11 protein-coding genes are annotated in these 14,773 nt (G+C 71.9%); 7 read left to right on the forward strand and 4 right to left on the reverse strand.

The genetic code is table 11. The features are described 5' to 3' along the window. Positions 1-9 precede the first annotated feature (9 nt). Positions 10-1,452 carry a CCA tRNA nucleotidyltransferase gene (locus AB0E83_RS00520; protein ID WP_362103928.1) on the reverse strand — a complete coding sequence of 481 codons (1,443 nt, stop codon included), beginning with the start codon at positions 1,450-1,452 and terminating at the stop codon, positions 10-12. Between the two features lie 270 nt (positions 1,453-1,722). Here AB0E83_RS00520 and AB0E83_RS00525 point away from each other — a divergent pair, with 270 nt between their 5' ends. The 7 genes from AB0E83_RS00525 to trxA all read left to right on the forward strand — a co-directional run bounded on the left by AB0E83_RS00525 (position 1,723) and on the right by trxA (position 11,510). Further along, the gene (locus tag AB0E83_RS00525; RefSeq protein WP_362103930.1) at positions 1,723-4,140 is read left to right on the forward strand and encodes a DUF6049 family protein; all 2,418 of its coding nucleotides are present in this window, start codon (positions 1,723-1,725) and stop codon (positions 4,138-4,140) included. A 45-nt stretch (positions 4,141-4,185) separates the two neighbouring features. Beyond that, positions 4,186-6,540, forward strand: coding sequence for a murein biosynthesis integral membrane protein MurJ (murJ, locus tag AB0E83_RS00530; protein WP_362103932.1), 2,355 nt, complete (start codon positions 4,186-4,188; stop codon positions 6,538-6,540). 117 nt (positions 6,541-6,657) lie between these two features. Further along, on the forward strand, positions 6,658-8,349 hold the full coding sequence (locus AB0E83_RS00535) for a protein kinase family protein (protein WP_362103934.1): 1,692 nt from the start codon (positions 6,658-6,660) through the stop codon (positions 8,347-8,349). Between the two features lie 25 nt (positions 8,350-8,374). Next, positions 8,375-9,076 (forward strand): RNA polymerase sigma factor SigM, encoded by a 702-nt coding sequence (gene sigM / locus AB0E83_RS00540; protein ID WP_362103936.1) that lies wholly within the window; start codon positions 8,375-8,377, stop codon positions 9,074-9,076. Further along, positions 9,073-10,002: a hypothetical protein gene (locus AB0E83_RS00545; RefSeq protein WP_362103938.1), complete on the forward strand. Its 930-nt coding sequence runs from the start codon at positions 9,073-9,075 to the stop codon at positions 10,000-10,002. The genes sigM and AB0E83_RS00545 overlap by 4 nt, the downstream gene beginning before the upstream one ends. Before the next feature lie 162 nt (positions 10,003-10,164). Then, a complete protein-coding gene (gene trxB, locus AB0E83_RS00550) occupies positions 10,165-11,130 on the forward strand; it encodes a thioredoxin-disulfide reductase (RefSeq protein ID WP_362103939.1) in 966 nt (321 codons plus the stop codon). 44 nt (positions 11,131-11,174) lie between these two features. After that, a complete protein-coding gene (trxA, locus tag AB0E83_RS00555; protein WP_362103941.1) occupies positions 11,175-11,510 on the forward strand; it encodes a thioredoxin in 336 nt (111 codons plus the stop codon). Positions 11,511-11,576: 66 nt separating this feature from the next. Here the strand turns inward: trxA and AB0E83_RS00560 are convergent, their stop codons facing one another. From AB0E83_RS00560 to AB0E83_RS00570, 3 genes are all read right to left on the reverse strand, one after another. Beyond that, positions 11,577-12,194: a GNAT family N-acetyltransferase gene (locus AB0E83_RS00560; protein ID WP_362103943.1), complete on the reverse strand. Its 618-nt coding sequence runs from the start codon at positions 12,192-12,194 to the stop codon at positions 11,577-11,579. 239 nt (positions 12,195-12,433) lie between these two features. Further along, positions 12,434-13,498, reverse strand: coding sequence for a ParB/RepB/Spo0J family partition protein (locus AB0E83_RS00565; protein WP_362103944.1), 1,065 nt, complete (start codon positions 13,496-13,498; stop codon positions 12,434-12,436). Further along, positions 13,495-14,574, reverse strand: a complete 1,080-nt coding sequence (locus AB0E83_RS00570) for an AAA family ATPase (protein ID WP_362103946.1) — start codon at positions 14,572-14,574, stop codon at positions 13,495-13,497. Before AB0E83_RS00570 ends, AB0E83_RS00565 begins: the two co-directional genes overlap by 4 nt. Positions 14,575-14,773 lie beyond the last annotated feature (199 nt).

Here is a 14,773-nt window from a genome sequence, read left to right on the forward strand (position 1 = left end):
GGGGGCGCGTCAGTCGCGCGCGGCCCACCACTCCCTGAGCGCGGCCACGGCCCGCTCGTGCTCCATCGGGCCGTTCTCCAGACGCAGCTCCAGCAGGAACTTGTACGCCTGGCCGACCGCGGGGCCCGGCTTGATCCCCAGGATCTCCTGGATCTGGTTGCCGTCGAGGTCCGGGCGGATCGAGTCCAGCTCCTCCTGCTCCTGGAGCTGGGCGATGCGGTCCTCCAGGCCGTCGTAGGCGCGGGAGAGCGCGGCCGCCTTGCGCTTGTTGCGCGTGGTGCAGTCCGAGCGGGTCAGCTTGTGGAGCCGGGAGAGCAGCGGGCCGGCGTCACGGACGTAACGGCGCACGGCCGAGTCGGTCCACTCGCCCGTCCCGTACCCGTGGAAGCGCAGGTGCAGCTCCACGAGGCGCGAGACGTCCTTGATCATCTCGTTGGAGTACTTCAGCGCGGTCATGCGCTTCTTGGTCATCTTGGCGCCCACCACCTCGTGGTGGTGGAAGGAGACGCGGCCGTCCTTCTCGAAGCGGCGGGTGCGCGGCTTGCCGATGTCGTGGAGGAGGGCGGCGATCCGCAGCACCAGGTCCGGCCCGTCCTCCTCCAGGTCGATCGCCTGCTCCAGGACGGTCAGGGAGTGCTCGTACACGTCCTTGTGCCGGTGGTGCTCGTCGCTCTCCAGCCGCAGCGCGGGCAGCTCGGGAAGGACGTGGGCGGCGAGGCCGGTCTCGACGAGCAGGCCGAGCCCCTTGCGCGGGTGCGCGGAGAGCAGCAGCTTGTTCAGCTCGTCCCGGACGCGCTCGGCGGAGACGATCTCGATCCGGTCCGCCATCCCGGTCATCGCCGTGACGACCTCGGGAGCGACCTCGAAGTCGAGCTGAGCGGCGAAGCGGGCCGCCCGCATCATGCGCAGCGGGTCGTCGGAGAAGGACTCCTCGGGCGTGCCCGGGGTGCGCAGCACACGGGCCGCGAGGTCCTCCAGGCCGCCGTACGGGTCGATGAACTCCTTCTCGGGCAGTGCCACGGCCATCGCGTTGACGGTGAAGTCACGCCGGACGAGGTCGTCGTCGATGGAGTCGCCGTAGGAGACCTCGGGCTTGCGGGAGGTGCGGTCGTACGCCTCGGAGCGGTACGTCGTGACCTCGATCTGGTACCCGTCCTTCTGCGAACCGACGGTCCCGAAGGCGATCCCGACCTCCCAGACCGCGTCGGCCCAGGGCCGGACGATCTTCAGGACGTCCTCGGGGCGGGCGTCCGTGGTGAAGTCCAGGTCGTTGCCGAGCCGGCCGAGCAGGGCGTCCCGTACCGAGCCGCCGACCAGGGCGAGACGGAACCCGGCCTCCTGGAAGCGGCGGGCGAGATCGTCGGCGACAGGGGACACGCGCAGCAGTTCGCTGACGGCGCGGCGCTGCACCTGGCTCAGTTCGGTCGAGGTGTCTTCGTTGGCGTTCGGCACAACAGAAAAGGGTACGTGCACCGCTCCGCCCCGACGTCCCCGTTTTCCGGCGCCCTCCCGCCGTACGCTCCCCGCCCCGCCCGTCCCCGTCGCTCCCGCCCGGGCGCGGGACGTCTGTGGGGTTCCTGTGAGAACGGCCTCCTTCCGCGTCATCGGCTGGAGGAGTCCCCGGCACTCGGCCCCGCCGTGCCTCGTTACCATGCCTGGACACAGCAACCGGAACCACTGGCATCACGGGCACCACCGACAACGACGAGGACGGGCGAACGCGTGGCTGAGGCGGCAGCTTTCCAGGGAACCGGTCCCTCCCCCGCCCGCCGATGGCTGCGGCGCACCCTCACCGTCGCCGTCGGGGCACCGCTCCTCGCCGGCCTGCTCCAGCACCCCTCCGCGACGCCGGCCCGGGCCGCCGAGGAGGGCACGGGGTCGCGGACCGTCGATGTGTCGATCGACACGCTCGCCCCGAGCGCCCCGGTCGAGGGGGACACCGTCACCGTCACCGGCACCCTGACCAACCGCGGCAAGCGGGCCGTCACCGACGCCACGGTGAACCTGCGGGTCGGCCCGCGGATGACCAGCCGCAGCGAGATCGACCAGGTCACCCGGCGGAAGGGCTTCCGCTCCGACAGCGATCCGCAGCCGCTGGACGCCCCCGAGATCGAGATCGAGCGCCTGGAGGCCGGCGTCAGCCATGACTTCCGGATCTCCGTGCCCGTCTCCAAGCTGGGCCTCGACGAGGAGGGCGGCGTCTACCAACTGGGCGTCTCCCTCACCGGGCAGACCTCGGACCAGCAGTACGACCGCGTCCTCGGCATCGAGCGGACCTTCCTGCCGTACCAGCCCGAGCCCACGGGCAAGCGGACCCAGCTCACCTACCTCTGGCCGCTGGTCTCCTCGGCCCACATCTCGGCCGACACTGCCTCGGACGACCAGCAGACCCCCGTCTTCCAGGACGACGACCTGGCGGAGGAGCTGCGCCCGGGCGGCCGCCTGGACGAACTGGTCACCCTCGGCAAGGACCTCCCGGTCACCTGGGTGATCGACCCGGACCTGCTGGCCTCCGTCGACGCCATGGCCAACGGCTACCGGGTCAAGGACGGCACCGGGCACACCGCCGGCACCGAGGCGAACCGGAAGCTGGCCGAGCGCTGGCTCGGCATGCTGGAGCAGGCGGTGCAGGACCGCAAGGTGGTCGCGCTGCCCTTCGCCGACCCCGACCTCGCCTCCCTGGCCCACCGGGGCAAGGCCGTCCCCGGCTCGCTCCAGCACCTCCAGTCGGCGACCCAGCTGGCCGGACGGACCGTCGAGACGATCCTCCACGTCCAGCCCTCCACCGACTTCGCCTGGCCCGTCGAAGGCGCCGTCGACCCGTCGATCATGGCGGTCGCGACCTCGGCCGGCGCCCGGAAGGTGATCGCCCGCAGCGACAGCATCCAGGACGACGACCTCTCCTACACGCCCACCGCGGCCCGCCCGCTCGGCGGCGGCACCACGGCGGTGGTGAGCGACGCGGAGCTGTCCACCGCCTTCCAGGGCGACATGGTCCGGGCCGAGAAGTCGACCCTCGCCGTCCAGGAGTTCCTGGCGCAGACCCTCGCGATCACCCTGGAGCAGCCGGAGGACCAGCGCAGCGTCGTGGTCGCCCCGCAGCGGATGCCGAGCGTGGCACAGGCCCAGGCGATGGCGGCCGCCGTGCGCGGGCTCGGCGCCCGCCGCTGGACCCAGCCGCTCGACCTGGTCGCCGCGGCGGCGGCCAAGCCCGACCCCGACGCCTCCACGACGGTTCCGCGCGCCTCCCGGTACCCGAAGAAGCTCCGTGACGGCGAGCTTCCGGTGCAGGCGTTCCGCGACATGAAGACCACCCGCGACGAACTGGACGACTTCAAGGTCATCCTGTCCGACGCGACCCGCGTCGTGCCCCCGATCGGCACCGCGATCAACCGCGAGATGTCCACGTCCTGGCGCGGCCGCACCGGCGACGCCGCGATCTACCGCGTCGAGGTCCGGGACGTCCTCCAGGGCCTCACCAAGAGCGTCCAGCTCGTCGACAAGTCCGACCTGACCCTCTCGGGCCGCAGCGCCACCATCCCCGTCACGGTGCAGAACAAGCTGCTCCAGGACGTGGAGGGGCTCGTCCTGCAGCTGCGCTCCACCAACAAGGCCCGGCTGAAGGTCGACGGCGAGGGCACGGCGGACCTGCCCGTCCAGGTCCGCGCCGGGCACAGCCAGTCGGTGAAGTTCCCCGCCTCGGCCAACGCCAACGGCCAGGTGACGATGGTCGCCCAGCTCTACACCGTGGACGGCACGCCCTACGGCCCCCCGATGTCCTTCTCCGTGAAGGTCTCCGAGATGACTCCGACGGTGATGCTGGTCATCGCCGGCGGCGTCCTGCTCCTCGTCCTCGCCGGCGTCCGCATGTACACCCAGCGCAAGCGCCTGGCCGCCCGCGCCGCCGAGACGGAGACGGACGTCGAGACGGAGACCGGGGCCGGGGCGGAGGCCGCCGCGGAGACGGAGACCGGGAGCGACACCCAGGACGCCGGGGACGCCGCCCGGGAGCCCGGTTCCCCGGACGACGCGCCCCCCGGCGACACGGCCGACGGAGCCGAGCACCCGAGTGACCTGGACGCGGACACCGGCGCCGAAAGCGGCGACCCGTCGGGCCCGGGTGAGAAAGTGGACCGTTGAGCGATGTCGTGGCCGGTCGGCCGGGGACGATGAGGTGGGGTAACCATGAACGCGCCGTACGACGCTGAGCGCGGCCAGGGTGCGGGCGGCGCCGCACCGTCCGGCGGTACGCCCGCGGCCCCCGCAGGGCCGAACGGGCAGCCGGTCCCGCCGCCCCCGCCGCAGGGACAGCACCCCGGCCACCCGCCGCGGAACCCGCACGCCCAGGGCCAGGACCCGGCCCCCCAGGCGTACGACCAGGACCCGTACGCACAGGGCCGGTCGCCGTACGCGCAGAACCCGTACCCCGCGCAGCCGCAGGACGCGGCCGCGTACCCCGGGAACCCGGGCCCCGAGAACCCGTACGCCCAGGACCCCTACGTCCAGGACGCCTACGCCCACGACCCGTACCGGGCGCGGGACCTGTCCGCGCAGGACCCGGTGGGCGAGGCGCTCTACGACCGCGCCGCGCACCCGCCGCCCCCGCCGGGCACGTACCAGGACCCGCAGGCGCTCTACCAGCAGCCGGCCGCGCCGCAGCACGCCCCGGACCCGCGCGTCTGGGCCCAGACCCCGGCGCCCGAGCCCGACGGCCCCTCCCGCCACCTGCCGTACGGCGACGACGCCCGTACGGTCCAGTTCACCGGCGTCGACGACCTGGTGACCCGGGCGAGCGAGGAGGAGCGGCCCGAGCCGGACGCCTTCGCCCACCTCTACCGGGACCAGCAGGGCCAGGTGCCCGCCCCGGCCGCCGAGCCCGACCCGCTGCCCGCCCCCGCGCCGAAGAAGACCGGCCGCGCCTCCGGGCTGCTCAAGTCGAGCGCCGTGATGGCCGCCGGCACCCTGGTCTCCCGGCTCACCGGCTTCGTCCGGTCCCTCGTCATCACCGGCGCCCTCGGCGCCGCGCTCCTCGGCGACACCTTCACCGTCGCCTACACCCTGCCGACGATGATCTATATCCTCACCGTCGGCGGCGGCCTCAACTCGGTCTTCGTGCCGCAGCTGGTCCGCTCGATGAAGAACGACGAGGACGGCGGCGAGGCGTACGCCAACCGCCTGCTCACCCTCGTCATGGTGGCGCTCGGCCTCATCGTGGTCGCCGCCGTCTTCGCGGCGCCCGTGCTGATCCGGCTGATGTCGAACACCATCGCCGACGACGCCGCCGCGAACAGCGTCGCCGTGACCTTCGCCCGCTACTGCCTGCCCACGATCTTCTTCATGGGCGTGCACGTGGTGATGGGGCAGATCCTCAACGCCCGCGGCAAGTTCGGCGCGATGATGTGGACCCCGGTCCTCAACAACATCGTCATGATCGTCACCTTCGGCCTGTTCATCTGGGTGTACGGCACCTCCGCCGAGTCCCACATGGGCGTGACGACCATCCCCGACGAGGGCATCCGCCTCCTCGGCATCGGCACCCTGCTGGGCCTCGTCGTCCAGGCGCTGGCGATGATCCCGTACCTGCGCGAGGCGGGCTTCCGCTTCCGTCCCCGCTTCGACTGGAAGGGCCACGGGCTCGGCAAGACCGTCAAGCTCGCCAAGTGGACCGTCCTCTTCGTCCTCGCCAACCAGGCGGGCGTCCTGGTCGTCACCCAGCTCGCCACGGCGGCCGGCGAGGAGTCCGGCAAGAACGGCGCCGGCTTCCTGGCCTACTCCAACGCGCAGCTGATCTGGGGCATGCCGCAGGCCATCATCACGGTCTCCGTCATGGCCGCCCTGCTGCCCCGGATCTCCCGCGCCGCCAGCGACGACGACCCGGGCGCCGTCCGCGACGACATCTCCCAGGGACTCAGGAACTCCGCCGTCGCCATCGTCCCGGTCTCCTTCGCCTTCCTGGCCCTCGGCGTCCCGATGTGCACCCTGCTGTACGCCTCCAGCGGCGTCGAGGCCGCCCAGGGCATGGGCTTCATCCTGATGGCCTTCGGCCTCGGCCTGATCCCGTACTCCGTGCAGTACGTCGTCCTCCGCGGCTTCTACGCCTACGAGGACACCCGCACCCCCTTCTACAACACGGTCATCGTCGCCGCCGTCAACGCGGCGGTCTCCGCGCTCTGCTACGTCGTGCTGCCCGCCCGGTGGGCCGTCGTCGGCATGGCCGCCGCCTACGGCCTGGCGTACGCCGTCGGTGTCGGCGTCGCCTGGCGCCGGCTGCGCAACCGCCTCGGCGGCGACCTGGACGGCGCCCACGTGCTGCGCACCTACGCCCGCCTCTGCATGGCCTCCCTGCCGGCCGCGGTCCTGGCCGGCGCCGTCGGCTTCGGTCTGCTGAGGCTGCTCGGCGAGGGCGCGCTCGGCTCGCTGGTCGCGCTCGTCGTCGGCGGCGCGGTGCTCCTCGGGGTCTTCTTCGTCGCCGCGCGGCGCATGCGGATCGCCGAGCTGAACACCCTCGTGGGCATGGTCCGGGGCCGTCTCGGACGCTGATCCCGCCCTCCTGGGCAACCATCGGGGGGAACCGTGTGTCGTGCATAGCGTCCGACTGTGGGCACAATTGGCTTGGCTGTTGGATGTGGCGCAACGGATGGGGAGGCAGGAACGACGGTGGCGGAACGTAGCACGGCTGCCGTCGACGTGGCCGACAACAGCGGTGACGATCCGCTGACCGCGCAGGCGGACACGGCCGCGACCGACGGGGTGGCGGAAGAGCGTAAGGCGGCGAAGGAGCCCATGGGGGCCCCCGAGCAGAAGGCGGTCGAGCGGAAGAACGGCGAACAGTCCCCCATCACGGCACCCGAGCTGCACAGCGGCCACAAACTGGCACGGCGGTACCGGCTGGAGGAGTGCGTCACCCGTCTGGACGGCTTCAGCAGCTGGCGCGCCGTCGACGAGAAGCTGCGCCGGGCCGTGGGGGTGCACCTGCTGCCGGCCGATCATCCCCGTGCCCGCTCCGTCCTGGCCGCCGCCCGTTCGGCGGCCCTTCTGGGTGATCCCCGGTTCGTCCAGGTCCTCGACGCCGTCGAGGAGAACGACCTCGTCTACGTCGTCCACGAGTGGCTCCCGGACGCCACCGAGCTGACCGCGCTCCTCGCGGACGGCCCGCTGGCGGCCCACGACGCCTACCAGCTCGTCGCCCAGGTCTCCCAGGCCATGGCCGCCGCGCACCGCGAGGGACTGGCGCACCTGCGGCTCACCCCGAGCGCCGTGCTGCGCAGCTCCACCGGCCAGTACCGCATCCGCGGCCTCGCCGTGAACGCCGCCCTGCGCGGCATCACCGCCGACCGCCCGCAGCGCACCGACACCGAGGCCATCGGCGCCCTCCTCTACGCGGCGCTCACCCAGCGCTGGCCGTACGAGAACGACGCCTACGGCCTCTCCGGCCTGCCCAAGGGCGTCGGCCTGCTCCCGCCCGACCAGGTCCGCGCCGGCGTCCACCGGGGCCTCTCCGAGATCGCCATGCGCGCCCTCGCCAACGACGGGGCCACCGCCTCCCGCCAGGAGCCGCCCTGCACCACGCCGGACGAGCTCGCCAGGGCCGTCTCCGCGATGCCCCGCGTCAAGCCGCCGGAGCCGGAGTTCCCGGCCCCCGCCGAGTACCAGCGCACCACGTACCAGCAGGGCACGTACGGGCGTCCCCAGCCGCGCCCCGTCGTCACCCAGCCGGTGCCGGTCCCGCCGGCCCCGCTGGAGAGCCGCACCGGCAAGGCCCTCAAGTGGGCCGTCGGCGCGCTCCTCATCGCCGCCCTGGGCCTGGGCAGCTGGCAGATCGCGGACCGCCTCCTCCAGGAGGAGACCAAGCGCGAGGCGCCGGTCGTCCAGCCCACGACCGACGAGAAGCCCGAACCGCCGAAGCCGATCGCCATCGCGTCCGCGTACGACTTCGACCCGTTCAGCGACGACGGCCGGGAGAACGGCTCCGACGTCCCGAAGGCGTACGACGGGGACCCCGGCACCTACTGGCAGACCATGGAGTACCGGGGCTACTCGAAGTTCGGGAACCTGAAGGACGGCGTGGGAGTCGTCCTCGACCTGGGCAAGGAGCAGGAGGTCGCCTCGGTCGACGTCTCCTTCCTCGGCCGCACCTCGGTGGAGCTGCGCACCGCCCCCGCCGGCACGTCCTCGGAGCCGTCCTCGCTCGACGCCTTCACCACCCAGGTCTCGGACACCGGTACGGCGATGACCCTGAAGCCCGCCAAGCCGGTGGCCACCCGCTACGTCCTGGTCTGGTTGACGGACCTTCCCGCCTCGGACGGGCATTACCGTGGCAAGCTGACCGAGATCAAGGTCATGGGCTGACGACCGCAGGGGAGGGGGCTCACCGTTGGACCGTCCGATAGACGCCGCAGACGACCGGGAACTCCTGGCCCGTCACGTCGCCGGGGACCCGGACGCCTTCGGTGAGCTCGTACGGCGCCACCGCGACCGCCTGTGGGCGGTGGCGCTCCGTACGCTCGGGGACCGCGAGGAGGCCGCCGACGCCGTCCAGGACGCCCTCCTCTCGGCCTTCCGGGCCGCCCACACCTTCCGGGGCCAGTCGGCCGTCACCACCTGGCTCCACCGCATCACCGTGAACGCGTGTCTGGACCGCGTCCGGAAGAGCGCCACCCGCAGGACCTCGCCCGTGGACGACACCGCCCGTTTCGAGCAGCTCCTCGAACCCCACGAGTCCGCGGAGGCGCCCGCCGAGCGCCAGGACCTGCACCGGCAGCTGCTCGCCGCGCTCGCCACCCTCGCCCCCGATCAGCGGGCCGCGCTCGTCCTCGTCGACATGCAGGGATACCCGGTCGCGGAGGCGGCCCGTATCCTCGGCGTTCCCACCGGCACCGTGAAGAGCCGCTGCGCACGCGGCCGGGCCCGGCTGCTGCCGATGCTCACTCATCTGCGCGCCGACACCGTGGGTAACGAGCCCCCCGAGGGGGGAAGGAACCGGACGCCGGGGGCATCCGTCCCACCGGTGTCGGAGCCGCCGGAAACCGGACCGACTGATCCAGCTGCTGTGAAGGGCGGAGGTGGGCGCGCGTGACCACGACCGACAAGGCCGACACAGCACAGCACCCGGACGTCTCGGAGATCTCCGACCTGACCGAGGGGCTGCTCTCGCCGAGTCGCTCCGCCACGATCCGCCGGCACCTCGACGGCTGCGGTCTCTGTACCGACGTCCGGAACTCCCTGGAGGAGATCCGCGGACTCCTGGGCACCCTGCCCGGGCCCCCGCGCATGCCCGCGGAGATCGCCGGCCGGATCGACGCCGCCCTCGCCGCCGAGGCGCTCCTCAGCGCCACCGCCCCGGACTCCACCCGGCCTGTTTCACGTGAAACCACGGCCGCCGCCACACCCGACGTTTCACGTGAAACATCCGCCCCGGCGCCGAAGTCCCGCCCCGCCTCCGCCGACGCACGGCCTCCGGCTCCCCGGGCCGCCACCGGCCCCGGGCGGGGCCGCACCCGTCACCGCCGCCGGATCGCCGTGCTCACGGGCCTCGCCGGCACCCTCGTCGCCGCCTTCGGCGCGTACGGCCTCTACGCGCTCGCCCAGAACGGCGGGGAGTCGCGCGGCACCACGGCCGACACCGCCGCGAGCGCGCCCCTGGACCGCTTCTCCGGGGAACCGGTGGAGGACCGTGTCCGCAGCCTGCTCGCGAACGACCCCTCCCTGGAGGCCCCGAAGGGCGAGAAGCCCGAGTCGCTGTCGGCCGAGGGAACCGCGGACGCGGGCACCGCGCAGCGGAACCGCGCCGGCGCCCTCCCCGACTGCGTCCTCGCGGGCACCGGCCGCCAGGACGCGGTGCTCGCCTCCGAGCGCGGCGAGTACGAGGGGACCTCCGCGTACCTCCTCGTCCTCCCCGACCGGACCGACGGCGGCCGCGTCCAGGTCTACGTCGTCGGCGCCTCCTGCACCGGGAACACCCCGGCCGAACTGCTCCGGACCGACTCCTACCCGAGGCCCTGAACACCCCTCCGTCTCACCGGGCCGTCTCACCCTTCGTCTCACGCACGCGCCGCGCGGCGCTCTCGGGAATGCTCGCCCCTTAGGATCCGTTGGGTGGGGTGAGAGTGACCGAGACACCGCCCCGTAGGCAGTAGGCAGTCTGCAGAGACGAGGAAGAAACCCGTGAGCGACGTCCGTAACGTGATCATCATCGGCTCGGGGCCCGCGGGTTACACCGCCGCGCTCTACACGGCCCGAGCGTCGCTGAACCCGCTGGTCTTCGAGGGAGCCGTCACCGCCGGCGGCGCCCTGATGAACACCACCGAGGTCGAGAACTTCCCCGGTTTCCGTGACGGCATCATGGGCCCGGACCTCATGGACAACATGCGGGCGCAGGCCGAGCGCTTCGGCGCCGAGCTCGTTCCGGACGACGTCGTCGCCGTGGACCTCACCGGCGACATCAAGACCGTCACCGACACCGCCGGCACCGTGCACCGCGCCAAGGCCGTCATCGTCACCACCGGCTCGCAGCACCGCAAGCTGGGCCTGCCGAACGAGGACACTCTCTCCGGCCGCGGCGTCTCCTGGTGCGCCACCTGCGACGGCTTCTTCTTCAAGGACCAGGACATCGCCGTCATCGGCGGCGGCGACACCGCGATGGAGGAGGCGACCTTCCTCTCGCGCTTCGCCAAGTCGGTGACGATCGTCCACCGCCGTGACACCCTGCGCGCCTCCAAGGCCATGCAGGAGCGCGCCTTCGCCGACCCGAAGATCTCGTTCGCCTGGGACAGCGAGGTGGCCGAGATCCACGGCGACCAGAAGCTCACCGGTCTGACCCTGCGCGACACCAAGACGGGCGAGACCCGCGAGCTGCCGGTGACCGGCCTCTTCATCGCCGTGGGCCACGACCCGCGGACCGAACTGTTCAAGGGCCAGCTGGACCTCGACGAGGAGGGCTACCTCAAGGTCGCCGCCCCGTCGACCCGCACCAACCTGACGGGTGTCTTCGGTGCCGGTGACGTCGTCGACCACACCTACCGCCAGGCCATCACGGCCGCCGGCACCGGCTGCTCCGCCGCGCTCGACGCCGAGCGCTTCCTGGCCGCCCTCGCCGACAACGAGAAGCTGGCCGAGACCCCCGCGGTCTGACCCGAGCTCCCCACCCCACACCCCACGAAGTTAAGGAGGCCGCCGTGGCCGGCGCCCTGAAGAACGTGACCGACGCTTCCTTCGAAGAGGACGTCCTCAAGAGCGGCAAGCCCGTTCTGGTGGACTTCTGGGCGGCCTGGTGCGGCCCGTGCCGTCAGATCGCCCCGTCGCTGGAGGCCATCGCCACCGAGTACGGCGAGAAGATCGAGGTCGTGAAGCTCAACATCGACGAGAACCCGGCGACGGCCGCCAAGTACGGCGTCATGTCGATCCCGACGCTGAACGTGTACCAGGGCGGCGAGGTCGTGAAGACCATCGTCGGCGCCAAGCCGAAGGCCGCGATCCTGCGCGACCTGGAGGACTTCGTCGGGGAGAAGTGACCCGTCGTTGTTTCACGTGAAACGGCCCGCCCCTGACGAAGGGGCGGGCCGTCTCCGTTCCCGGGCTCACAGGGGCCGGAGCGCCGGCTCCTTCTGGACGGCGCCGAGCAGGCGGTCCAGCGCCATCTCGACGTCCTCCTTCCAGGAGAGCGTCGTCCTCAGCTCCAGTCGCAGCCGGGGGAAGGCGTGGTGCGGGCGTACCGTCTTGAAGCCGACCGCGAGCAGGTGGTCGGCCGGGAGCACACAGGCCGGCTCCTTCCAGCGGGCGTCGCCGAAGGCCTCGATGGCCTTGAAGCCCCGGCGCAGGACGTCCTTGGCGACCGTCTGCACCATCACCCGGCCCAGCCCCTGCCCCTGGTACTCCGGCATCAGCCAGGCCGTCATCAGCTGGACGGCGTCGGCCGCCACGGGGCTCGTGGGGAAGGCCGTCGACCGGGGCACATAGGCCGGGGGAGCGTAGAGCACGTAGCCGACCGGTACGTCGTCCACGTAGACGACCCGGCCGCAGGAACCCCACTCCAGCAGGACGGCGGAGATCCACGCCTCCTTCTCCGCCTCCGGGCGGCCCGCCTTCACGGCGGCCTCCCCGCTCACCGGATCGAGCTCCCAGAAGACACAGGACCGGCAGCGGTTCGGGAGGTGCGGAAGATTGTCCAGTGTGAGCGGTACGAGCCGACGCCCCACGGCTGCCCCTCGCTTCCCTGGCCGGCGACCGGCCGTCGAGCACGGATACGGCTCTTCGGATCGTATCGATCGGGCGATCGGGGCGACACCGCACACAGGCAAAGGGCGGGCCGCGTTCCGATGACGTACGGAACGCGGCCCGCCCACTGTGCCCTGTGCAGGAGCGCCGCGGAGGAGTCCTGCCGGGGAGGGGTCCTGCCGGGTGAGGAGTCCTGTCGGAGAGGAAGGGACGGGGAGGCTTACTCCTCGTCCTCGTCCTCCTCACGCTCCTGCTCGTCCCTCAGCATCTGCTGGAGGACCTTGTCCTCGCCCGGGGCCATCGTCGTGAGGATCCGGTCGAGGTCCTCCACCGAGGCGAACTCGACGACGATCTTGCCCTTCTGCTGCCCCAGGTCGACCTTCACCCGGGTCTCGAAACGGTCCGAGAGCCGGGTGGCCAGGTCGGAGAAGACCGGCGAGACCCGGCTGCCGGCCCGGGGCTTCTTCGGCTTGGTGACGGCGGGCTCCTCGAAGCTCATGAGCCGCACGATCTCCTCGACGGACCGCACCGAGAGGCCCTCGGAGACGATCCGCTGCGCCAGCTGGTCCTGGGCCTCCGGGTCCTCCACGCCGAGGAGGGCGCGGGCGTGGCCGGCGGAGAGCACCCCGGCGGCGACCCGGCGCTGGACCGCCGCGGAGAGGCGCAGCAGCCGCAGCGTGTTGGAGACCTGCGAGCGCGAGCGTCCGATCCGGTCGGCGAGCTGGTCATGGGTGCAGCTGAAGTCGGTGAGCAGCTGCTCGTAGGCGGCGGCCTCCTCCAGCGGGTTCAGCTGGGCCCGGTGCAGGTTCTCCAGGAGGGCGTCCAGGAGCATCTTCTCGTCGTCGGTGGCCCGGACGATCGCGGGGATGGTCTGCAGACCGGCCTCGTCGGAGGCCCGCCAGCGCCGCTCGCCCATGATCAGCTCGTAGCGTCCGCCCTCGATCTTGCGGACGACCACCGGCTGGAGGAGACCGACTTCCTTGATGGAGGTGACCAGTTCGGCGAGGGCGTCCTCGTCGAAGACCTTTCGCGGCTGCTGCTGGTTGGGGGTGATGGCACCGATCGGGATCTCGGTGAAGTAGGCCCCGGCGACCAGCTTCGGCTCGGGCTCGGCCGGTGCGACCGCGGTCTCGTGCTGCGGCGCGCCCTGGGGGAACAGGCGTGCCGCGCCGCTCCCGGGGAGCGTGGAGACGGCGCCGCCCTCCGGCGCCTGCGGGTCCTGGGGGGCACCGGCGAACAGCGCGCCGAGCCCCCGCGGTCCCAGTCCCCTACGTCGGTCGCTCACTGAAGTTCCTCCGCCATGCTGTGCTGGTTGTTCTGGTGCCCCACGCGGGCGTGGTGCTGGGGTTCGTAATGGACGGCGACGCCCCGGAAGGCGATCTCGCGCGCCGCTTCGATGTACGAGAGGGCTCCGCTGGAACCGGGGTCGTACGTGATCACGGTCTGGCCGTAGCTGGGCGCCTCGGAGATGCGGACGGACCGCGGGATGCTGGTCCGGAGCACCTCCTGCCCGAAGTGGCTGCGGACCTCCTCGGCGACCTGCGAGGCGAGCCGGGTCCGGCCGTCGTACATGGTCAGCAGGATCGTCGAGACGTGCAGCGTCGGGTTGAGGTGGCCACGGACCAGGTCGACGTTCTTCAGGAGCTGTCCCAGTCCTTCCAGCGCGTAGTACTCGCACTGGATCGGGATCAGCACCTCGGCGCCCGCCACCAAGGCGTTCACCGAGAGCAGGCCGAGGGAGGGCGGGCAGTCGATGAGGATGTAGTCCAGCGGCTGCTCGTACGCCTGGATCGCCCGCTGGAGCCGGCTCTCGCGCGCCACCATCGACACCAGCTCGATCTCGGCGCCGGCGAGGTCGATCGTGGCGGGGGCGCAGAAGAGGCCCTCGACGTCCAGGACCGGCTGGACCACCTCGGAGAGGGGCCGGCTGTCGACGAGGACGTCGTAGATGGAGGGGACGTCGGCGTGGTGGTCGATGCCCAGCGCCGTGGAGGCGTTGCCCTGCGGATCCAGGTCGATGACGAGGACCCGGGCGCCGTGCAGGGCCAGGGAAGCGGCCAGGTTGACGGTCGTGGTCGTCTTGCCCACGCCGCCCTTCTGGTTGGCCACCACCATGATGCGGGTCTGCTCGGGACGGGGCAGCCCCTCCCCGGCGCGCCCCAGCGCCTCTACGGCCAGCTGAGCAGCACGGCCAATGGGGGTGTCGTCCATCGGGGGCAGTGTTTCACGTGAAACATCCTCCCCCGCCGATTCGGTTCGGGGACCGGGGACCGGATCGGTCATCGGTCCCGCGATGTTGGCGTCGGACCGCAAGGATTCACTCTCCTCGGCATCAAGCTCGCGATGGGAAGAGCCTGCCATGCCCCCGGGGTCCTGAACCAGCGAGGTCGGTGGATCTGTGGGTGAATCCACCTCTGTGGAAAACTCCGTAACCCTCGCGGGTGGCTTCACACGGGGTCGGCGGTCCCGGGGGGTGGCAGCCGCGCGCCCGCGACTGATGATCCCCTGGAGCAGTGAGCGATGTTTCACGTGAAACACGATGCCCCTGCGGCCCTGCGGG

The sequence above is a fragment of the Streptomyces sp. NPDC035033 genome, from assembly GCF_040636735.1.
In the GTDB taxonomy this organism is placed as follows: domain Bacteria; phylum Actinomycetota; class Actinomycetes; order Streptomycetales; family Streptomycetaceae; genus Streptomyces.